Origin of the sequence: Methanoculleus chikugoensis (assembly GCF_900095385.1) — an archaeon.
GTDB classification, from domain to species: Archaea; Halobacteriota; Methanomicrobia; order Methanomicrobiales; family Methanoculleaceae; genus Methanoculleus; species Methanoculleus chikugoensis_A.
Map to the genome: position 1 here is coordinate 22024 of NZ_FMID01000045.1, position 20485 is coordinate 42508.

Annotated in this window: 17 protein-coding genes; 10 read left to right on the forward strand and 7 right to left on the reverse strand. The window is 61.5% G+C overall.

The window, feature by feature from the left end; genetic code table 11:
• Positions 1-5: 5 nt before the first annotated feature.
• The 4 genes from L21_RS09355 to L21_RS09370 all read right to left on the reverse strand — a co-directional run bounded on the left by L21_RS09355 (position 6) and on the right by L21_RS09370 (position 3262).
• Positions 6-1562, reverse strand: a complete 1557-nt coding sequence (locus L21_RS09355) for a PAS domain-containing protein (protein WP_074370213.1) — start codon at positions 1560-1562, stop codon at positions 6-8.
• 160 nt (positions 1563-1722) lie between these two features.
• Positions 1723-2397: a small multi-drug export protein gene (locus tag L21_RS09360; protein ID WP_074370214.1), complete on the reverse strand. Its 675-nt coding sequence runs from the start codon at positions 2395-2397 to the stop codon at positions 1723-1725.
• A gap of 47 nt (positions 2398-2444) precedes the next feature.
• Positions 2445-2894 carry an FAD synthase family protein gene (locus tag L21_RS09365; RefSeq protein WP_074370215.1) on the reverse strand — a complete coding sequence of 150 codons (450 nt, stop codon included), beginning with the start codon at positions 2892-2894 and terminating at the stop codon, positions 2445-2447.
• Positions 2891-3262 (reverse strand): Mov34/MPN/PAD-1 family protein, encoded by a 372-nt coding sequence (locus L21_RS09370; RefSeq protein ID WP_048182539.1) that lies wholly within the window; start codon positions 3260-3262, stop codon positions 2891-2893. The genes L21_RS09365 and L21_RS09370 overlap by 4 nt, the downstream gene beginning before the upstream one ends.
• 202 nt (positions 3263-3464) lie before the next feature.
• Between L21_RS09370 and L21_RS09375 the strand changes: the two genes are divergently transcribed.
• Positions 3465-4715 carry a hypothetical protein gene (locus L21_RS09375; RefSeq protein WP_074370216.1) on the forward strand — a complete coding sequence of 417 codons (1251 nt, stop codon included), beginning with the start codon at positions 3465-3467 and terminating at the stop codon, positions 4713-4715.
• A 592-nt stretch (positions 4716-5307) separates the two neighbouring features.
• Here the strand turns inward: L21_RS09375 and L21_RS09385 are convergent.
• Complete coding sequence (locus L21_RS09385) at positions 5308-6309, reverse strand: fasciclin domain-containing protein (protein ID WP_256712912.1); 1002 nt, start codon at positions 6307-6309, stop codon at positions 5308-5310.
• 204 nt (positions 6310-6513) lie between these two features.
• On the reverse strand, positions 6514-7938 hold the full coding sequence (locus L21_RS09390; RefSeq protein WP_074370218.1) for a DUF4346 domain-containing protein: 1425 nt from the start codon (positions 7936-7938) through the stop codon (positions 6514-6516).
• A 43-nt stretch (positions 7939-7981) separates the two neighbouring features.
• On the opposite strand from L21_RS09390, the gene L21_RS09395 reads away from it, so the two are divergent.
• The 8 genes from L21_RS09395 to L21_RS09430 all read left to right on the forward strand — a co-directional run bounded on the left by L21_RS09395 (position 7982) and on the right by L21_RS09430 (position 18150).
• Complete coding sequence (locus L21_RS09395) at positions 7982-8647, forward strand: CehA/McbA family metallohydrolase (RefSeq protein WP_074370219.1); 666 nt, start codon at positions 7982-7984, stop codon at positions 8645-8647.
• Positions 8644-9456: a tRNA pseudouridine(38-40) synthase TruA gene (gene truA / locus L21_RS09400; RefSeq protein WP_074370220.1), complete on the forward strand. Its 813-nt coding sequence runs from the start codon at positions 8644-8646 to the stop codon at positions 9454-9456. The genes L21_RS09395 and truA overlap by 4 nt, the downstream gene beginning before the upstream one ends.
• Positions 9457-9873: 417 nt before the next feature.
• A complete protein-coding gene (locus L21_RS09405; protein ID WP_256712915.1) occupies positions 9874-11028 on the forward strand; it encodes a glycosyltransferase family 2 protein in 1155 nt (384 codons plus the stop codon).
• A gap of 37 nt (positions 11029-11065) precedes the next feature.
• Positions 11066-12145: a non-hydrolyzing UDP-N-acetylglucosamine 2-epimerase gene (wecB, locus tag L21_RS09410; RefSeq protein WP_074370221.1), complete on the forward strand. Its 1080-nt coding sequence runs from the start codon at positions 11066-11068 to the stop codon at positions 12143-12145.
• A gap of 19 nt (positions 12146-12164) precedes the next feature.
• On the forward strand, positions 12165-13538 hold the full coding sequence (locus L21_RS09415; RefSeq protein ID WP_074370222.1) for a nucleotide sugar dehydrogenase: 1374 nt from the start codon (positions 12165-12167) through the stop codon (positions 13536-13538).
• A gap of 75 nt (positions 13539-13613) precedes the next feature.
• Positions 13614-14822, forward strand: a complete 1209-nt coding sequence (locus L21_RS09420) for a glycosyltransferase family 4 protein (protein ID WP_074370223.1) — start codon at positions 13614-13616, stop codon at positions 14820-14822.
• The gene (locus L21_RS09425; RefSeq protein ID WP_074370224.1) at positions 14807-16006 is read left to right on the forward strand and encodes a prenyltransferase/squalene oxidase repeat-containing protein; all 1200 of its coding nucleotides are present in this window, start codon (positions 14807-14809) and stop codon (positions 16004-16006) included. Before L21_RS09420 ends, L21_RS09425 begins: the two co-directional genes overlap by 16 nt.
• Entirely contained in the window at positions 16003-18150 is a 2148-nt protein-coding gene (locus tag L21_RS09430) for a bi-domain-containing oxidoreductase (RefSeq protein ID WP_074370225.1), read from the forward strand. The genes L21_RS09425 and L21_RS09430 overlap by 4 nt, the downstream gene beginning before the upstream one ends.
• A 564-nt stretch (positions 18151-18714) precedes the next feature.
• On the opposite strand, the gene L21_RS09435 is transcribed toward L21_RS09430, so the two are convergent.
• Positions 18715-19923 carry an archaeosine biosynthesis radical SAM protein RaSEA gene (locus tag L21_RS09435; RefSeq protein WP_143727264.1) on the reverse strand — a complete coding sequence of 403 codons (1209 nt, stop codon included), beginning with the start codon at positions 19921-19923 and terminating at the stop codon, positions 18715-18717.
• 307 nt (positions 19924-20230) lie between these two features.
• Between L21_RS09435 and L21_RS14435 the strand changes: the two genes are divergently transcribed.
• Positions 20231-20365 carry a hypothetical protein gene (locus L21_RS14435; RefSeq protein WP_256712920.1) on the forward strand — a complete coding sequence of 45 codons (135 nt, stop codon included), beginning with the start codon at positions 20231-20233 and terminating at the stop codon, positions 20363-20365.
• Positions 20366-20485 lie beyond the last annotated feature (120 nt).

The following is a 20485-nucleotide window of genomic DNA, read 5'->3' on the forward strand; positions in this document are numbered from 1 at the left end:
AGGTCTCAGGAGTACTTCCGCCAGAACGTGGAGAGTCTCCTCGACTCGCCCCATCGTTCGTCGAGCTGGTCGATGATCCCGTTGATCCGCTGCACCTGCAACCGGATCTTCTCCCTCGTCTCGATATCGTCGAGCAGTTCGGCACGCCCCATGATCGCCTGGAGCGGGTTCCTTATATGATCGGCCAGCAGGGCGAACTGTTCCATGTTCCGCTCGATCTGAGCGTAGGCTTTTGATTTCAGGTCTTCTACCTCTCTCTGGGCGGTGACGTCTCTCGCGACGGTGACGACCCTCGCGACCTCGCCGTGATCGAAGATCGGGATCCGCATCTCCCGCAGAACCATGGCCCGGTCGCCCGACCTGATAGACCGCTCCGACGTCAGCGGCCGGCCGGTCCGGATGACCCGGTCGTAGAGCTGCCGCGTCGCGGGGGGGAAGAACGGCACGACGGTGAAGAGATCCTTCCCGACGACGTCTGTTTCAAGTCCGAGGTCTTCGCACCAGGTGATGAAAGCGTCGTTTGCGAGAAGAACGGTGAGCTGGGTATCGACGACGGTAACGGTGTCGGTGATGGCGTCGAGGACGATCTGGTAGAGGCCCTCCGACTCCCGGAAGATATACTCGGACTGCTTCCGGTCGAGCGTTCCCGCGATGATATGGACGGCTGCAGAAAGAAGCGCCACATCCTCGTCCGAAAAACAGGCACCGTCGGCATCCAGGTCATACCCGACGAAGCCGACGACCGCTCCGTTCAGCCGCAGAGGGATCATCAGGGCCGCCGTAGCGCCGTGCCGCTCCAGGAGCTCGCGCTCTACCCTATCCGGCCGCCCGTCCACGGAGATCCCGTTCACGATCACGGTCTCGCCTTTGAGAACCCGGACGGCCCACCGGGGCGGATCGTCCTTGAGGAGGGTGCGCGACTCGCCCCGCAGCGGAACCTGCCCCGGGCGGCACCACTCGTGCGTCGCGCCGAGATGCGTCCTCGGATCGTTGAAGAGAGCGAGATAGACCCTGCAAGCCCCGCACGCGCGGCCGAGATCCTCGAACGAGTCGTCGATCGCCGGATCGATCGCCGCCGGGTCTATGAACCGGGCGGGCATCGCCGCGACGGCCCGCTCAAGGCTGCGGCAGTGGCCGGGTGCGTCTTCGGCCCCGCGTTTTGCGCCGGTTTCGATGCAGGAGAGGAGGAGCCAGACATCGGCGGTCCCGGGATCGCGGACGGTGCTGACCGATATCCGGGAGGAAAACGAGGAGGCGTCCCTCCGCCGGGCGGCAACCGTCCCGGTCCACCGTCCGGAGGAGAGCACGCGGTCGATGCAGTCCCGCGCCTCTTCGGGGGAGAACCAGAGCCGGGTCACCGGTTTTCCAACCACCTCAGAGAGGTCGTACCCCCACATGGCGAGGAGCGAAGCGTTGGCAAAAGCGATGCACCCCTCCTGATCGACGATGCAGATCCCGGAGAGCGAGGTCTCGATCACCCGTTGCAGCATCGCAGCGGTGATGCCGGGCGCCGTGTGGTGGGTCTCGCCGGCCTCCAGGCGACTCGTCGTATTCAAATCCATACTCAGACCGTCCGGGGCGACCGACAAAAGCCGCCCTCTGGCCGTTCCGGGGGGTGGCGGCATGCGACCCCTCCGGATAGCCTGGATGATTAATCCCCGAGCCCGGTATTATATCTTTTCGTTTGCGCTGCGCTGGCTCCCACCCCATAACCCGCCGGGATCAGGCGCCCGCTTCAGGCCTTCGCGAATAACTCCGGTAGGCCACGAGAAGGGCGATGCCGATCAGGAGGAGGAGGGCAAGCGAGACCCAGAGCCCGGCTCCCGGTGGGATGAGGTGCACGACGTAGTCGATGCCGAGAGCGATGGCAAAACTGCCGATGATGCCGCCGGTGGTGATGCAGGCGAGGACCTCCGTCTTCGTCATCCCGAGCATCCTTCCGACGATAGAGCCGACGATGCTTCCCGAACCGTCAAAGGGGAGAGCCACGAAGGCGATGAGACCAACGAAGTAAAGCCGCTCAAGCCACGGCCGCCGGTCGAGGAAGGTCCGGCCTGCCGCCGTGAACCGGCTGACCCAGGGGCCGATGTAGGGGATGCGCAGGACCAGCGGAAAGTTCCAGGCCATAAAGAGCCCGCCGGCGAAGTCAAGGAACGCCAGGGTGAACGCGGCCAGCCACCACGGAATCCCCCAGAGGATGCAGACCGGGATGATCGTCTCCCGGCCGAGCGGCGGGACGATGTAGGCGACCATCATCCCGAAGAGCAGAAACCACTGCTCCGCCGGGAGGAAGAACCATACGACGGCAAGAAAGAGCCCGCAGAGCAGGAACGGAACCGAGACCTTCAGCCCGCTTGTCGCATCGTCGTTATCGTCCCGGATACCGATCTGCCGCATGAATCGCCGTCACCTGAGGGTGGTTTCCCCGCGTTCCGGGGCTGGAGTCACTCCTCGCCGGGAGAGCCGGCGGGACCCGGAGGAGTCCGGGTATTCAGGATGCGCTCGATGATCTTCGACGAACTGGCAAGCGAGCCGGGATACCCCGGTATCCTGACGACCTCCGCATCGAGCCCGCGTTCCCGGAGTCTCTGCCGGAGATGCTCCTCGTCGAAGTGCTGGTTAAACCCGAGCGTGATGATCTCGGGCCGGATCTCCGCTATCGGCCGGAACATATCGTGGAGGTCGCCGAGGAGCGCATGGTCGACCGGCTTTAATGCCCGGACCATCCGGAGCCGCTGGTCTTCGGGGAGGATCGGCCGCGGCTTATGCTTCACGTTCGCGTCCCGCGCCACGATCACAGAGAGCTCGTCGCCGAGGTTCCGCGACTCCTCAAGGTAGTAGAGGTGTCCGGGGTGGAGGATGTCGAACGTCCCCGTTGCGACCACGCGGATCACTCGACCACCTCGAGGCGTGTCGCGCTGCCGTCCGCCCGGTAGCACCGCCAGTCCCGCTTCCCGTAGGGGTAGCCGACGATGATGTGATACCGGCCCACCGTGGGGAAGAACCTGAGATCCGCCGCCGACGGAGAGAGGACGCCGTTCGGGTGGCTGTGGGCGCTGCCGGCCTGGTGGGTGTCCAGCGGGAGCATATCGATGAAGAACGAGGCGCTCTCTTCCCCGACGACGGTGCCGGGAACCAGGTCGAGATCCCGGATAACGCCGTCTCGTTCCCGCAGCACGGCAACGAATTCGTTCGGGTGGTGTTCCCGCCCGAGTTCAAAGAGCATCGAAAGCAGATCCCTGCTGATCCCGCATATGGCCATTCTTCTGAATGGTTGGAGAGGAGGGGACATAAGCCCTCGCGTTGGATATCAGGGAGTGGGGGGCATGTCCAATACCAATAAAGAAGTTTGAACAATAACAAACGTAGCAGCTGGCAGACAGGGCGCAAGGGCACTGAGCACAGCGATGCGTTCGGCACCTTTCGGGGGCATAATTAATTCACCAGTTCACGGAGGTAACTGAATGAGCCGGGATAATTTAGTGACTATCAACAAACTTCGTGAAGATATAAAAGCCATGAAATTATTGAGTTTATTCTTAAAACCCGAGCTGCTGAAGAAATTGGAAGAAATGGAGCAACAAATAGACAACATGTCAGAACAAGCAACTCTATTTAATTCAAGGTTTTCCGACTACGGATGGTGCGCTTATGACAGTATGAGCGTTTCCCTAATGGAAGACGCAAATAAAACATTTGAAGAACATGGCATCGAAGCAGCGGAGCAAGTATTGATAAGATATTACAAAACAGATGTCAAAAAGATCGTTCACTGGATAAGAAGTAGCTCAAAATCATTTGCTGTCCGCTACGACCAGATCGGCCAGTTTTTTGAGGATCATTTTGCTGAAAGATATTACGCAAGTGTTCCTTTGGCCCTAATCATAATAGATGGGGCTGTCAACGATTTTACAAAGAGTAAAGGATTTTTTGCCGAAGGGACATCAGTGGATGCATGGGACTGCCTTGTTGGATGTAGTGAGGGCTTGGCGAAGCTGAAAGATATTTTCTATCAAAAGCGGACAAAGACCAATAGCGCGATCATTACAGCACCCTACAGGAACGGCATTTTACATGGCAGGGACATTAACTATGCCAACGAGCATGTTTCCTGCAAATGTGTCGCACTCATGTTCGCTATTGCGGATTGGATGAAAATGAAAGATAGTGAGGAGGAAAGGAGGACAAAATTTGAGAAAGCCGCCAACCCTCCACCAATAATGGATTCTTTGGCTCGATTACAGGAAAATAAACAAACACGTAGAGAAATTGCCGAATGGAAGCCCAGGGATGTTATTTTAGAGAGAGATATTCCAGCTACTGGAACTGTTGAGGATTACGATGGATACCCTTACGTTGTTGCCGTAGTAGAGATGTTCGATGCATGGAAAGAGAAAAACTACGGGAAACTATCCAACGGTTTAAGAAAGATGTTTCCGTCTACTGATTCCTTAGGTAAGCGAGCAGGTGAATGCCGTGAATTGTTTCAACATAAAGAGTTTTCTTCTTTTGAAATAATTGAGGTCGAAGAGCGAGGTTGTGCACTGTCAAAGGTGCAAGTTAAAGTTTCTTGGCTCTCCAATGGAGATATCCACAAAGAAACGCTAGCTTTCGGCTGCATTTATGAAAGTACAACTGATTCTGTAGGACTGCCGTGGAAATGTAATGGCGAATGGGTACTTGCACCGTGGGATATACGCGGGTTAACAAGTTAGACTATTTACCATTGTCACGCAATTAGAAGTCGTTTTGTACTTCCGATGGTAAAGATATCTCGACTCAGTTGAGATCTCACTATTTGTTCCAGATGACCGCAACCGAGGATACTCTAGGGCACGGCTTTCCACCGAATATCGCCATGACTGCCCCCGCCCTTGGGGCGGGGGAGGAGGCCGGAGGCCGGGCGGGGTGGGGTTGTAGGCTGATCCCTATATGGTGGAAACAGGGGAGGGGGAGACCCCCTCCCCGTCAGCCCCACCCCAATGGCGATAGCCACCACGGTCCACTGCATGAGGACATGCCCACGAAGAAGGCCGTCCCCAGGGACAAAACCAGATCCGGCACAAACCATATCTGGATAAGGATAAAGACCAGAATAGGGTTTCAACAGATCTCGACCCTCCGTTTTTATCGTGTCTGAAAATTGCATGGCTACAGCGTTTTTCATCCAAGATATGTTGCCCAACGTTCCCCAGAAGACACACTCGGCTACGACCAGATCATTTAACTAAAAGAAATAGTTAGACGGTATTCCCAAGAAGAGATACCGTCTTGAAATCAAAGATTCACTACCTCATGGGGGTCACTTCAGGGGATGACCCTTCCTTCCGGCAGGGCCTCCAGGGTTACGTTCTCAACAGAGGTCACGTTCTCCGTCGGCGTCACATTTCCCGCCGGAGTCACGTTCTCCACCGGGGTTATGTTCTCCGTTGGCGTCGGGGTCACGTTCTCTGCCGGGATGAGACCCTCCGGAACGAGAACCATATCGATGACGTGGACGATGCCGTTCTCGGCGGCAACGTCGGCAGTGACGATTGTAGCGTTCTCTACGGTGAGGTTGCCGTCGACCGCAGTGACGTTGATCGTGTTCCCGGCAAGCGTATCAAGAGTCGTCATGTTCCCGGTGGCGTTTGCTGCCGCCATCAGGTCTTCTACGGTATAGTTCCCCTCCACTACATGATGCATCAGCAGGGCGTCAAGCATCTCCGTATCGTTGAAGATTGCCATAAGAGTCTCGTTGCCGAGAGCCTCAAATGCGGCGTCGTCCGGGGCAAAGACCGTGTACGGGCCGCCGCTGGTAAGCACCATCTTCGCGACGCTTGCTCTATCCAGGGCATCCGCAAAGGTGGTCAGGTTCGCCTCGCCGGCGATCAGGTCGACCAGCGTCATGTTCAACGGCTCCTCGCCCGGGGTCAGGTTCCCGGTCGGCGTCGGGGTTACGTTCTCACCCGGCTCGACCATCATCCCCTCCGGGACGACGATCACGACCCCCTGCATGGGTGTCCGCCGCGTCGAGGCGTTGAGCGTACAGCCGTACGGATAGGTTCCCGTATCGGCAAACGTGTAGTTGAATGTCTGATTCTGCTCTATCCGCCCGGAATCGAAGAGCCCGCCCGTGCTGGTAACGGTATGGCTCACCTCATCGTAGTTTGTCCAGGTTACCGTTGTATTGCCCTCGACCGTGAGCGAGGCGGGGATGTACTCCCCGCCGCGTATATCGACGTCGGCGGTCGCCGCGAGAACCGGCAGGGCAACGAGCCCGACGGCCAGGATGGCTGCGATCCCGAGGATGATTGAATTCATTCTCATGCAGTCTCACCACAGTTACGTGTCCTGGCAGGGAGAACAGCCGGGATCATCCCGGAAGAGAACCGGGATGGTTCGGCACCGCTCGCCGCTGCCACGGGAGGGGAAATAATCGCGCAATTATATAAGTATTGCCATAAAAATTCGGGACCGACATCCCCGGCCGTCCTCGCACTCCGGGCACGAGGAACTCCGGGAACAGGCCGCTCAGAACGGCCCGTCCTGTTCGAAGCTCCTCCTCATACGGATGGCGAGTTCCGCCTTGAAGAGTTCTTTTCCGAGGTAGGCGGCGTGGTCGAGCCGGGAGAGGCTTGCGTTTGCAAGAAGCGTGTAAAAGACGTCTTCCCACCGCTTCCCCCGCACGGCACGGCCCTTATGGACGGCGACGATCGAGTCCCCCTCGATACCGATCCGGATGCAACCCAGGGGATCGTAGACGATCTCGTCCGGCATGGGACGCGCATCCTCGATGCTCCCGTATTCCAGCGGCGGTTCGCGCCGCCGCCGTTTTTCCTTCAGGATCAGGAGATCGAGCCCCAGGTCCTTGGGGTACGGGCGATCCGTCGTGAGGGCCATCATCTCGGTTGCCCGCCGCATCTCCGCGACCGAACCCCGGGTCTTGTCGCTGTGTTCGCTCGTAAAGACGACGGCGGCCCCGACCTCGTGCGCCATCCCCGCAAGCAGGGCATTTGCCCCCGGAGAGTCGGCGTCCAGCAGCTCCACGACGTTGCCCGCCCCGAAGAAGAGCGGACGACGAGCGTCGGCGAACCCGGCGAGCGATTCGGTGAGCCCGGAACCCGCCGGCTGAAGGAGGGGATCGGCGATCAGGCAGCGGATCCCGGCCTCCTCTGCGGCCGCAAGGTTCTCTTCAAGCGTTCGTTCACGCGGCACCACGACCGCTGCCGCCCCGGCATCCGCGACCGCCCGACCGACGGCGGGGATATTCCCCTCGTGCAGGGAGAGCACCAGGTCGGCGCGGAAGAGCGCCGCCGCGATGAGATCGGGGTCCTGGGTATCGACGGCGAGCGGCCCTTCAACCCCCGCGAGGGAGGAGAAACACCGCGCGACATCGCCGGGGGTCGCGTCGAACCCGAATCCCAGGTCGACGATATCCGCCCCGTCGGCAAAGAACCGCCGGACGTCGGCGAGGAGATCGTCGCGCCTGTGCGCATCCATGATCTCCGCGAGCACCTTCATCCGGGAACCCCCGCCGACTTTCATGCCGCGGACGATGAACTCCGGCTCCGCTTCCGCTTCCCGGAGCGCCACCCGCCGGCAGGCCTCCTCGCGCCGGGTCTCTGCGAGGAACTCGTCGGCGGGGACGGTCTTTGAGAGGGGGGCGGTCTCCAGCACCGAGAGGACCGGCACAAGATCGGCTGCATGCCGCGGGCCCCGGTAGACCGGGACGCCGGTCTCGCGCTCGACGTCGACAAACGACGCGGTGCACATCCCGGAGACGATCGCCATATCGTAGTTACTGCCGGCAAGCAGCCTCCGGAGTTCTCCGGGGGCAAGAAACGACGCAATTTCGCCGGTGACCACCACATCGATCTCATAGCGGTCCCTGAACCTTTCAGCCGCCGACTTCACGATACCGACCGTTGCCGATCCGGTCGGGAGGAGAATGTGCATACACTTCACTTATTATTCAGGGGATGACAAATAATCTGATCTCATGCTGCGGTGCGATCTGCATGTCCACACCAGGTTCTCCAAGGACGGAGAGAGCAGTGTGGAGGAAATTCTCCGGCGAGCGGAGGTGGTCGGCCTCGACGCCATCGCGATCACCGATCACGATACGGTGGAAGGTGCCCTCTACGCCCTCGAGTGCGACACCTCCGTGACCGTGATCCCGGGCACCGAGGTCTCGACGAAGCAGGGCCATCTCCTCGCGCTCGGCGTCACGGAACCCCTCCCGGACGGGCTCGACTTCTTCGAGACCGTTACCGTCGCGCGTGTTCGGGGCGCTCTCCTCATCCTCCCGCACCCCTACCACCGCTGGCGCCACGGCGTCGGGAGGAGACTCGCAGCCGGTATCAGCGCGGTGGACGCGGTGGAGGTCTTCAACAGCCGCTACATCACCGGATCGGCGAACCGGAAAGCCGCAGTCATAGCAAAGAGGTTCGGGAAGCCCGGCGTTGCCGGGAGCGACGCCCACAACGCCCGTTACGTCGGGTTCGGGGTCACCTACGTCACGGCCGAGCCCGATGCGGCCTCCATCCTCTCCGCGATCCGGGAAGGCCGGACGATGGCGGGCGGGAGGATGACCCCGCTCCGCACTTACACCCGCCAGTCCCTCAAGGGCGCTCTCCGGAGAATCCGGCGGACGGTACATCGATGAACCTGGCGTTCCGCTTCTCGTACTTCGGCGACCGGTTCTTCGGTTCGCAGATGCAGCCCGATCTCCGCACCGTGGAGGGCGAGTTCATCGAGGCCTGCAGGATTCTACGGCTCTTCGGCGACTGGAGGGAGGCGGGCTTCGCCACCGCCGGCCGCACCGACCGCGGGGTGCACGCCCGGTGCCAGGTCTGTTCGTTTTTGACCGATAAGCCGGAGCTGGCGATCGAAGCACTGAACCGGGTGCTCCCACGAGACATCTGGTGCACGGGATGGGCCGAGGCCCCGGAGGGGTTCCACCCCCGGTACAGTGCCGTATCGCGGACATACCGCTACTACTTCTCCGCCCCTGGCGACGTCGCCGCCATGCACGAAGCGGCACAGGAGTTTCTCGGGCGGCACGACTTCTCGGCATTCGCCCGTGCCGGCGACCGGAACCCCAAGCGGAGGATCCTTGCGTCCCGGGTCTTTACAGACGGGCGGTTCGCCGTGTTCGAGGTGACGGGCGAGAGTTTCCTCTGGAACATGGTCAGGTGCATGGCGACAATGCTCGGAGAGGTGGGAAGGGGGGAGGCCGAAGCCGGGGATGTCGCACGGCTCCTCGCCGGACCGGCGGAGCGGAGAGTCGCTGCGGCGCCCCCCGAGGGGCTGATCCTCTGGGATATCGATCACAGGATCTCCTTTACGCCGCTTCCTATCGACCCAAAGAGCAGCCGGCATCTGACCGACCGCCGCCGCTACCACGCCCTCATGGCGGAGGTCTCCGCACACCTCGCACCGGGTCTCCGGCAGCCGGACACACCCGGGATATAATACTTCCCAATGAAGCACAATGCTTCAGAGGGGATCGGGAAACCGACCCACCTTATTATCGCTGTTTTGAAAGGATCAGGCCACAGGCGATGGATCTTCCGAAAGCGGTGCGGCAGGGGAAAAGAACCCCTCCGCCCATCATCCAGGACTGCTTCACTTAATCCTTCCGAAACGTGGCACTCGATAAGACCGGAGATCGCCGGAATCACGCCGTAGGAGTTCCCCCCCGCTCCCGGCGGAAGGCGGCGACCATTCTCGCCCGGGCCGAAACGTTTAACCAGTCGGGTACGATTTAGGGGCACGCAGGTAAACAATATTGCATTTACTTTTTACATATGTTTAGTACTTTTGATTAATAATAACCTATTAATATATGCCAGAACAGTCCGGTTTCAGTACGTCAAGAGGGGAAAGTGGATGTACGACAAGGATCCGGTTCGGGCGAGGCAACCCGCTCACCTCGAGGGGTGGTTCGCCGAAGAAACAACTGTGCCGTTGCCGCAGTATCTAGATGCAGAGAGAGACAGATGGATCGACCGCCATATCCCCCGGAGCATCGGGCAGGAGAGCGTGATAGACGTCCCGGCCCTCCGCTGTGAGGTCCAGGAGCAGGTCAATCCCCTGAGGACGCCCGCGGCTCCGGGGAACCGGCGGGTGGTGAGCGAGACCACCGAAGGTTCCGCCGTTGTGTCCCGGCGGGCGAGCAGGATGCGGACGCTTGCGGCGGTCCCCTGCTTCGACGAAGAGGTCGCGATCGGCTCCGTCGTCCTGCGGGCCCGGCAGCACGTCGACGAGGTCCTGGTGATAGACGACGGGTGCACGGACAACACCGCGAAGGTTGCCCGGGATGCAGGGGCGACCGTCATCTCGCACGGGACTCAGAAGGGGAAAGGACAGGGGATCAAGAGCGCTCTTAAGTATGCGGTCGATCACGACTACGACTGCCTGGTCTTCATGGACGGCGACGGCCAGCACGACCCCGGGGAGATACCTCTTCTGGTCGAGCAGATCCGCGCCGATGCCGCCGATCTCGTCATCGGATTTCGAACCTTCGACCAGATGCCGCTTTACCGGCGGTTCGGCCGGGCGGTGCTCGACATCGTCTCCAGCAACGGAAGTGCGATAACCGACTCGCAGTGCGGCTTTCGGGCGCTGAACAGAAAGACCATGGAATCGATGATCGGAACGCTCAGGATGGACGATTTCTCGACCGAATCGGAGATGCTCCAGATCGCCCAGGAGAGGCGCCTGCGCATCGGGGAGACGCCGATAAACTGCAGGTACGGTGATTTCGATACATCCACAAAGAACCCGCTTTCTCATGGAGTGGAGGTGCTCGGATCGATATTCTGGCTTGCCGTGGAGAGAAAACCACTTCTCCACATCGGCCTGCCCGGGATTGTCGCGATGTTTGCCGGGATTTACTTCTTCCTTCAGTTCCTCCGGGGATTCAGCGAGACCGGCCTCGTCCCGATCGAACAGGGCATGCTTGCATCGCTCTTCCTGATTCCGGGGACCGTCGCACTCATGCTGGGCCTGGCGCTTGCCCTCGTTGCAAGGATGCGGAAGTGAGCGGAGTGAAGAACACGATGCAGAGGAGACGTGAAGAATGATTGGAGTGGTACTCGGCACGCGGCCGGAGATCATCAAGATGTCCCCCGTCATCAGGGAATGCGAACGCAGGGGTATCGACTATTTCATCCTCCATACCGGGCAGCACTACTCCTACGAGATGGACAGGCTCTTTTTCGAGGAACTTGAACTCCCCGACCCGGATTACAGCCTCGACGTGGGTTCCGGCACCCATGCCGGCCAGACGGCGAAGATCATGACCGGCGTCGAGGACGTCCTCGTAAAGGAGTCGCCCGACGTCGTCCTGGTGCAGGGAGACACGAACACCGTCATGGCCGGGGCTCTCGCGGCGTCGAAACTGCATATGCGGGTGGGGCATATCGAAGCGGGGCTCCGGAGTTTCAACCGCTGGATGCCGGAAGAGATCAACCGGGTGCTCACCGACCATATCTCGGATTACCTCTTCGCCCCGACGGAGAGCGCGAGAGGGAACCTCCTCCATGAGGGGATCGCCGAGCAGAAGATCTGCGTGACCGGCAACACCGTCGTCGATGCGGTATACCAGAACCTCGGCATAGCGCAGAAGAAGAGCAACGTGTTGAAAGAACTCGACCTCGAACCCCGTGGATACTTCCTCGTCACCGCCCACCGGCAGGAGAACGTGGACAACCGGACCCGGCTCAAAGAGATCTTAAAAGGGCTCGAAGGGGTGCAGAAGGAGTTCTCCCTCCCGGTCGTCTTCCCCGTCCACCCGCGGACCGAGAAGCGGATCAAGGAACTCGGCATCGGCGTCGACGGGCTGAACCTCACCAAACCTTTCGGGTTCCTGGAGTTCCTGCAGCTGGAGTCGCAGGCGAAACTCGTGCTGACCGATTCCGGCGGCGTCCAGGAAGAGACCTGTGTTCTCGGCGTCCCCTGTGCCACGATGCGGTACGACACGGAGCGGCCCGAGACGCTGGACGTCGGATCGAACGTCCTGGTCGGTGCCGACTCAAGAAAGATACTCGAAGCGGTTCGTTCCATAGAATCCTGGAAATGCGGGTGGAAGAACCCCTACGGCGATGGAATCGCCGGAAAAATGATTGTCATGGTCTGTGCAGCCGCACGGTCCCAATGACTGCCCGAGGAGAATGCACATGAAGATCTGTGTACTGGGATTAGGATACATAGGACTGCCGACTGCACTGTTGTTTGCGGCTCACGGGGCGGATGTTGTAGGCGTCGACGTGAAGCAGAGCGTGGTGGATTGCCTGAACCGCGGGAGCCTGCCGTTTGCAGAACCGGGGCTCGACGACCTGTACCGCGAGGCTCAAAGCCGGTTCCTCGTCAGAACCGAACCGGAGGCCGCGGACGTCTTCCTGATTGCCGTGCCGACACCCCTGGATCCGGCAACGAAAGTCTCCAACCTCGCCTACGTCAAGAGCGCCGCCGACATGATCGCTCCCCATCTTCGCAGAGGGAATCTGGTCGTTCTCGAATCGACCGTCCCCCCCGGAACCAGCGAACGGGTCATCATCCCGAGACTCGAGAAGAGCGGCGTTGCCGCCGGAGACTTCCTCTACGCCCACTGCCCCGAGCGGGCGATACCGGGGCGGACCCTCTCCGAGATGACGGGCAACAACCGCATCATCGGCGGCTACGACCGGGACTCCACCGACCGGGCGACCGCGATCTACCGGACCTTCGTCCGCGGGCAGATATACCAGACCGATGCGAGGACGGCGGAGTTCGTCAAGTTGATGGAGAACACCTGCCGCGACGTGAACATCGCGCTCGCAAACGAGTTCGCCCAGCTCGCGGAAGAGTGCGGAATCAACGTCTGGGAGGCCATCACCCTCGCAAACAAACATCCCCGGGTCACCGTCCTCAACCCCGGCCCGGGTGTCGGAGGGCACTGCATCGCCGTCGACCCCTGGTTCCTGACCGAGAACTCGACCCGGTGCAGGATGGTCTCGACCGCACGGGAGATCAACGACTCCATGCCGAACTACGTGCTGCATATCGCACGCGGCCTGCTCGCCGGCATCCGGGACCCGACGATCAGCATCCTCGGCGTCGCCTACAAGGGCAACGTCGGCGATACCCGGGAGAGCCCGGCGTTCAAGTTTCTCCAGCTCGCCGAGAACGAAGGATATGCCGTCCGGTGCCACGACCCGTATGCGGCGGAGTTCGCGCATCCTCTCATGGATCTCCCGGAAGCGACTGCAGGGAGCGACTGTATCGTCATTCTCACCGATCACGACTGCTTCCGGAGACTCGATCCGGCAACGCTCCAGGTGAGGACGAAACTCGTCATAGATGCCCGGAATATCCTCGACCACGAGAAGTGGACCGACCGGGGCTTTGCCGTGCGCGTGCTCGGCGACGGCTCATCGGTGCAGCAGACGGTTCCGGGTGAGATCGCGGTCCCGACAGGGCTGTACCCTGCAAGCGCTGCGCGACCGATTGCACCGCCATCGCCGCCGTCCATATCCCTGCTCTCTCCGAACGGGCGGGAGGGCTTCCTTTAGTCCTCCCGTTCAGGTTTCGCAGGGCAGGGTTCGCCACCATCCCCCACGACCCATTCAGATACTACGAGGAGTTGCATGAAACAGGTATGCATCGTATCGCAACACTTTCCGCCGGAGAAATCGGGAAACGCGTCACGCATCTACGACACCGCCGCGCACCTTGCAAAACTGGGTATCGGCGTGACCGTGCTTGCGCCGCACCCCACGTTCCCCACCGGCTCGTTCCCCCGTACGTGGAAGCGCTCTGACGTGCAGGAGGTCGACGGGATCCGGGTCGTCCGCCTCTGGACCTGGCAGCCGGGTTCCGGGGATCCGGGGTTTGCAAGCAGGATGGCCTACTACCTCTCCTTTCCGGTCCACGCCGCACTCTGGCTCCTCTTCACCCGGAGCCGGTTCGACGCAATCATGACGTCGGCGCCGCCGCTCTTCACCGGGATCCCGGGGTACGTCCTGAAACGGGCGTCACGGGTGAAGTGGATCCTCGATATCCGCGACCTCTGGATCGATGCATCGATAGGCCTCGGGTTCCTCAGGGAAGGAAGCCTCTACGAGAGGCTGAGCCGGAGGTTCGAACAGGCGTGTCTTGACCGGGCGGATCTCGTCGGGGTCACGACGGAGGAACTCGGGCGGAGGATCTCGTCGCGCTACCGGGTTACCGCTCCCATAGAACTGCTGCCGAACGGCGTCAATACCGAGTTCTTCCGCCCCACAGACGGCGAAAAGAAGCGGCAGATCATCTACGCCGGCAACGTCGGGCACGCCCAGGATCTCGACAAGGTGGCTCTCGCCGTCAAGTCGATGAACGGCACCTACAACCTGAAGTTCGTCATCGTCGGGGACGGCGACACGCGGAAGAGCCTCGAAGGGCTGGTGAAGGCGGAGAGCCTGACCGACTCCGTCATCTTCACGGGCATCCTTCCGCGCGAGGAGATCCCGCGGCTGCTCTCCGAATCGCTTGTGGGGGTGGCGCCCTTAAAGAGGCTCGCGAACCTCGAATACGCGGCTCCCACCAAGGCCTACGAGTACATGGCCTGCGGGATACCCTTCGTCGGCTGCGGAAACGGCGAGATCGCCCATCTCGCGAAGGAGTCGGGTGCGGGGGTCATCGCCGAGAACACGCCCGAGGCGATCGCCGCGACGCTCTCGAAACTCCTCGACGACCCCGAGAAGATGGAGGAGATGGGACGCCGGGGCCGGGAGTACGTCGCAAAGCACTACGACCGGCGATCGGTCGCCCTGAAACTGAAGCACTATATCGAGAGGATGGCATGGACGGGCGCGTAAGATCGCTTCTCTCCCGGGTTGCCGAAGAGGTCCGGGCGCTTGCCGTCGTCGACGGCGAGACCGCATACATCCGCGATCCGGTCTTTCCGGTCATCCGCAACCGCGTTCACGCCGAAGTCGCAAAAACGATGCTCCGTCTGGGGGGCGACCCACTCGTGGGCCCGATCCTGAACTATGCCGTAAGGTGTCAGAACCCGGACGGGTCCTGGAACGAGGTTCACGTCAACTACAACAAGCCTTCGGCCTTGATCACGGCGTTCATCGGCGACGCGCTCCTGGAGGCGGCGGATCGGTACCCGCACGAAGAAGAACTCCGAAAAGCCCGGGACTACGTCCTCGCCGCCGAGAGGAGCCCGGGGTGTTTCCTGAAGTCCCGGGGCTACACCGCCGACCACCTGAACGTCGACGCCTCCTGCGGGGCGTTCCTCGCCCGGTACGCGGAGCGCTACGACGATGAGGAAGCCCGTGCGGCTGCGTTGCGGGCGGCGGAGAACGTCGTCCGCCACCAGCGCCCCGACGGCGTCTACCCCTACGCGGTCGATAAGGGAACCTATCCTTTCATCTTCAACCTCCCCTGCGTGCACTACCAGGGGGTGACAGCCTACTACCTCGCAAAGGCAAACGACGTCCTGTGCGACGAGCGTATCGACGAGAGTATCGGAAATGGTGTCCGGTGGCTCGCGGCCGCCCAGCGCCCCGACGGGCGGTTCGACTGGTCGAAGAGCGGCCTCTCCTTCGCCTACTGCCTCTCCGGGGCGTATGCATTTGGCCTGGCCTCGTTCGTCTACGCCTCGCGGACTGACGGGCGGTACCGGGAGCACGCCGACCGCTGCCTCGAACGGCTCGAACGGCTCGAACGGGACGTACAGGGGCTCGCCCCCCGGTGGGAGCCCGGCTCCTGGCCCGGTCTCGTCCCGTCCTTCGCCACGGCAGCGAAGGCGGCGTCGCTCGGGGACTACCCGTTGCGGCACCGGGCGTTCCGGTTCGGCTACGGCGTGTACCGCGAGATCGCCCGGCGGCGATACGGCAGAACCGCGGAGACGCGGTCGTTCGAGGCACTCTGCCGGCTCCTCCGGATCCGGTCGTCGACCGTGGAACCGTCGAATAACTTCCCCGATCTCTTCATGACCTCGGAGGTGCTCGACTGTCTCAGCCAGTCGGGCGTATGGGAGAACCACGCATGAAACAGGTATTGCTCGACCTGCAGTCAGGGTCCATCCAGGTGGAGAACGTTCCCGTTCCCGCCGTCACGAGGGGGGTCGTCGTCGAGAACGCCTACTCCCTCATCAGCGCCGGCACCGAGTCGTCGCTGATCAATCTCGCACAGCAGTCGCTCGTGGGGAAGGCGAAGGCACGCCCCGACGACGTGAAGAAAGTCATCCAGAAGATCGGGACGGACGGCCCCCTCCCGGCCTACCGGCAGGCGATGAGCCGTCTTGCAAAACCCGAACCGCTCGGCTACAGCTCTGCGGGGACGGTGGTGACGACGGCGTCCGACGAGTTCGAGGTCGGCGACCGCGTCGCCTGCGCCGGAGCCGGGTATGCGGTGCATGCGGAATACGTCTCGGTTCCAAAGAATCTCTGCGTCAGGATCCCCGACGGCGTCGAGTTCCGGGAGGCGGCGTTCACGACCGTGGGAGCGATCGCGATGCACGGGGTCAGGAACGCGAACGTCACGGTGGGCGAGAACGTCGCGGTGATCGGGCTCGGGCTGATCGGGCTTCTCACCGTCCAGATCCTCAAAGCCGCGGGGTGCCGGGTGATCGGGATCGACATCGACCCCGAGAAACTCGCGCTCGCGGCGGATCTCGGCGCTGACGTCGTCTCGAGCTACGACGGCCTCTTCGAGAGGGTGCGGGCGTTCTCGCCGTTCGGTGCGGACGCGGTCGTCATCACCGCGGCCACCCGGTCAAGCGCACCCATCGAGGCTGCCGGCCGCCTAGTCCGGAGCCAGGGCAGGGTCGTGGTCGTCGGGAACGTCGGCATGGACGTGCCCCGGGACGTCTTCTACGAGAAAGAGGCGGAGGTCGTCGTCTCCCGCTCATACGGCCCCGGCCGCTACGACAGGAACTACGAGGAGCGGGGGATCGACTACCCGATCTACGTCCGGTGGACGGAGAAGAGGAACATGGAGGCGTTCCTCGAACTGGTGCGGCAGAAGAAGATCGACCTCGACCGCCTGATCACCCACACCTTCCCGCTCGACGAGGCGCCGGGGGCCTACGACCTCATCAACTCCGGAAAGGAACGGTTCATCGGTGTTCTCCTGCAGTACAGCCCGAACGGTTCGGGCGCCTCCGGCACCGTCGTCCGCTTCCCACAACCCGGCGCACGGAGGCGCAAGGCTCCGGCCGCAGCCCGGACGCTCGGGTGTATCGGTGCCGGAGTTCACGCCCAGAGCGCCCTCTACCCGCACCTCTCCGCCCTCCCGGTGAACCTCGGGGGGCTCGCGACCGCTACGGGACTCTCGGCGCAGACGGTCGCGAAGAAGTACGGCTTTTCCTACTGCACCACCGACTACCGGAGGATCCTCGACGACCCCGACATCGACGCAGTGATGATCGCGACGAGGAACGATCTCCACGCGCCGATGGCAATCGAGGCGCTGCGTGCCGGAAAAGACGTCTTCGTCGAGAAGCCGCTCGCGACCGATATCGAGAGCCTCCGCCGCATCGTCGAGGCCAGAAACGAGTCCGGGCAGCGGCTGATGGTCGGGTTCAACCGCCGCCACTCCCCGCTTGCGGTGAGGATGAAGGGGTTCTTCGCAAACCGTCCAACCCCCGCCGTCCTGCACTACCGGGTCAACGCCGGGCAGATCCCGCCCGAGCACTGGGTGCACGACGACGAGCAGGGCGGCGGGATGCTGATCTCGGAGTGCTGCCACTTCATCGACTTCATGCAGTACATCACCGGGGCGCGGCCGGTTCAGGTCGTCGCCCGGGCGATCGAGCCGACCGGGACGCTCCGGAAGTACGACAACTTCCAGGCGACCCTGACGTTCGACGACGGGTCGCTCGGCACCGTCACCTACACGACGCTCGGCGACCGCTCCTACCCCAAAGAGACGGTCGAGGTCTTCGCCGGCAACGCCGTCGGGAGGATCACCGACTTCCGCGACCTCGAACTCCGGCGCGAGGGGAGGGCATCGCGGGAGAAGCGGTGGCTCACCCAGGAGAAGGGGTTTGCCGAGGAACTCCTGGCGTTCGTGAAGGGCGAGGAGCCGGACTTCGCCGGAAGCGTCGCGACGACGCTGGCAACATTTGCGGCATGGGAGTCGATCGACACCGGGGCGGCGCGGGAGATTGATATCGGACGGGTCGGGTTGTGATGCGATTTTAGTGGCGAGAGCGGGTTTTTGCACCCGCCACAGCGAGAGCAGTGCGTGGTGATATCGCCATCGCGGGGCGGGGGAAGTATCCGCCCTCCCCTGTCTCTACCGTGTAAGACTTTCCTGTAGCCCCCACCCCGCCCGGCCTTCGGCCTCCTCCCCCGCCCGTGGGGGGCGGGGGCAGTGCGTGGCGATACTCAGTGGGAAGCCGTATCCCGGGAGTTACCTGGAAGTCAGTTCTTCATCGGGGCCTTCCCATGCAGTGGACCGTGGGGGTATCGCCACGGGGGAGGGGCCGACGGGGAGGGGGCCTGCCCCCTCCCCTGTCTCTACCTGATTCAAGGACACCGCTAAACCCCACCCCGCCCCGGCAACGGGCGGTGGAAAGCCGGGACGCCGTTCTTCTCCAGAGTCTCCCCATACCCGCAGGTGGTGAAATCCCGGCACAACGCTCCACGAACGGTTTCTCATGCTCCGCTCCTTCGGAGCGTCACCCCATAGAAAAACGCCCGGGGAGAGCCCGGGCATCGGACGGTGGGCTCGTAACCAATACAAAAAAAACGCTTACAGAGACGAAATCCGGGTTTTTCTGAGAAACGCCAGATGCTCGCTGATTCGCTCCGGGATCGTGCGGAGGTCTTCTGCCATAACAGCCTCATGCCACTCCTCCCGGCACGAGCAGTCCAGGCCGTCGAACTCCGCCGTGTCGAAACGGGAGTTGTAGCGCTGGATAGCTTCGGTGATCCCGGCATCGCACTCCCCGCAGTTCCGGGCCCAGTCGAGCGACTCGACCGAGTAGTTCCAGGGGCTGACGTAGACGTGGGCACGGTCCCCGAACCGCTCCCGGCACTGCTGCAGGAGTTCGACGATCGTCCAGAGCCACGGCGGGCGGTAGAGGTCGTTCTTCCAGAGTTCGTGGACGACGGTGTTCTTCTCGACCGTCGTCACCTCGAGGTCGAGGTAGTCGATCCCGCGGGAGATGCAGTAGGAGATGGTCCGCAGGATGTCGTCTATCGCTTCCCCTTCGGTGAGGAACGGTGGTTTTACCAGGAGGAGCGGTTTTGTCAGCACGCCCATTCCCCGCATCCTCGAATGGAAGAGATCGAAGTTGTTGGCCGAGAACCCCTTGTTGATGCAGAGGTTCATCACCTGGGCGCTTGCAGACTCGAACCCGAACGCCACCTCGAGCTGCCGCCCGTTTAAGGCTTTCTTCATCTTTGCCACGTGCTCGTCGGGGGAATAATCGATCCTCGACTCGACGACCACCTTCTTGATGGTTCGATAGCCGTCGATATACGAGCAGATCTTCTCGATGGCGGCAACCGGCATCTCGCGTTCGTTAAAGATATTGCCGTCGTTGTAGATCGAGACGATCGGGTAATCACCGAGATCGACGGCATCCATCACGTGTTCGAACTGCGCAATGTATTCGTCAGCCGATACCTCCCTGCCCCGGGAGGTTGCACAGTAAAAACCGCACATGGTGCACCCCCCCGTCTTCTCGACCCACTCGCACCCCGTTGACCGGAGGAAGATGATCAGCCGCCGGATGGGCTGATCGTCGAGATGTCCAATCCGCTCCTCCCATCCGATGGGAACCGTAAAATCGAGGTCTTGCGGAGCGTTTCCATTCCGTTTGCGCAGCCCGCCGGCCAGTGCCCGGATCTCGTTTAAAATATCATTCTCCGATGAGTGACCCGTGAAGGTCTCTGCACTGCTACTGCTATCAGGTACGGCCCTATCTAGAATAATTATCCCCCCTGTTCCGGGCATGCACCTTCAATACCGAAGGCGCACGTTCCCGGTGACTGTCGCCTTATCTTACCAAGACATACCCCTGATAGGCTTTCGCATATTTATAGTTTATCCAATTAGCCAGATTACCGGGTCATGTTTCCGAAAAGGTATTCTTTGACGGGAAATCCGGGAAATCAGGCAGTCTGTTGAGAAGAACCGGATCCGGACGCCCGTCGTATTTCCCCCGGATGGCGATCCGTTCGTCCATAGAACCCTGATCCCGAATGGGAGAGATGACAGCATACCAATTTTTATATACGTTGTTTGGGGGTATACTATCCCGATGCGCCGGTGGAGAGCCGTCCAGGCGGATCGCCCGGAGAACAGTCATAAAGAGCCCGGTGAAGACTGGAAAGCAGCGGGGAGAAGAGGCGGGACGACCGTGCGTTTTCGGTACATATGGCAGAAGAACGCATGAGATGGGGAACAACGAGTATGATTCGTCTGGGAGAGAGAATCTGCGGCAGGGAATCGTTCACTACAAAGGCTCTCGGGCTTCTCCCGGCCTACAGCGTCTATCGAAAGACCTACGCCTTAC

What these genes read in the sequence shown, in the direction of transcription:
- L21_RS09430 (WP_074370225.1), top strand. Translation starts at nt 16,003, where the DNA reads ATGAAACAGGTATTGCTCGACCTGCAGTCAGGGTCCATCCAGGTGGAG.
- L21_RS09375 (WP_074370216.1), top strand. Translation starts at nt 3,465, where the DNA reads ATGAGCCGGGATAATTTAGTGACTATCAACAAACTTCGTGAAGATATA.
- truA (WP_074370220.1), top strand. Translation starts at nt 8,644, where the DNA reads ATGAACCTGGCGTTCCGCTTCTCGTACTTCGGCGACCGGTTCTTCGGT.
- L21_RS09360 (WP_074370214.1), bottom strand. Translation starts at nt 2,397, where the DNA reads ATGCGGCAGATCGGTATCCGGGACGATAACGACGATGCGACAAGCGGG.
- L21_RS09405 (WP_256712915.1), top strand. Translation starts at nt 9,874, where the DNA reads ATGTACGACAAGGATCCGGTTCGGGCGAGGCAACCCGCTCACCTCGAG.
- L21_RS09355 (WP_074370213.1), bottom strand. Translation starts at nt 1,562, where the DNA reads ATGGATTTGAATACGACGAGTCGCCTGGAGGCCGGCGAGACCCACCAC.
- L21_RS09370 (WP_048182539.1), bottom strand. Translation starts at nt 3,262, where the DNA reads ATGGCCATATGCGGGATCAGCAGGGATCTGCTTTCGATGCTCTTTGAA.
- wecB (WP_074370221.1), top strand. Translation starts at nt 11,066, where the DNA reads ATGATTGGAGTGGTACTCGGCACGCGGCCGGAGATCATCAAGATGTCC.
- L21_RS14435 (WP_256712920.1), top strand. Translation starts at nt 20,231, where the DNA reads ATGCGCCGGTGGAGAGCCGTCCAGGCGGATCGCCCGGAGAACAGTCAT.
- L21_RS09390 (WP_074370218.1), bottom strand. Translation starts at nt 7,938, where the DNA reads ATGCACATTCTCCTCCCGACCGGATCGGCAACGGTCGGTATCGTGAAG.
- L21_RS09420 (WP_074370223.1), top strand. Translation starts at nt 13,614, where the DNA reads ATGAAACAGGTATGCATCGTATCGCAACACTTTCCGCCGGAGAAATCG.
- L21_RS09425 (WP_074370224.1), top strand. Translation starts at nt 14,807, where the DNA reads ATGGACGGGCGCGTAAGATCGCTTCTCTCCCGGGTTGCCGAAGAGGTC.
- L21_RS09395 (WP_074370219.1), top strand. Translation starts at nt 7,982, where the DNA reads ATGCTGCGGTGCGATCTGCATGTCCACACCAGGTTCTCCAAGGACGGA.
- L21_RS09415 (WP_074370222.1), top strand. Translation starts at nt 12,165, where the DNA reads ATGAAGATCTGTGTACTGGGATTAGGATACATAGGACTGCCGACTGCA.
- L21_RS09385 (WP_256712912.1), bottom strand. Translation starts at nt 6,309, where the DNA reads ATGAGAATGAATTCAATCATCCTCGGGATCGCAGCCATCCTGGCCGTC.
- L21_RS09435 (WP_143727264.1), bottom strand. Translation starts at nt 19,923, where the DNA reads ATGCCCGGAACAGGGGGGATAATTATTCTAGATAGGGCCGTACCTGAT.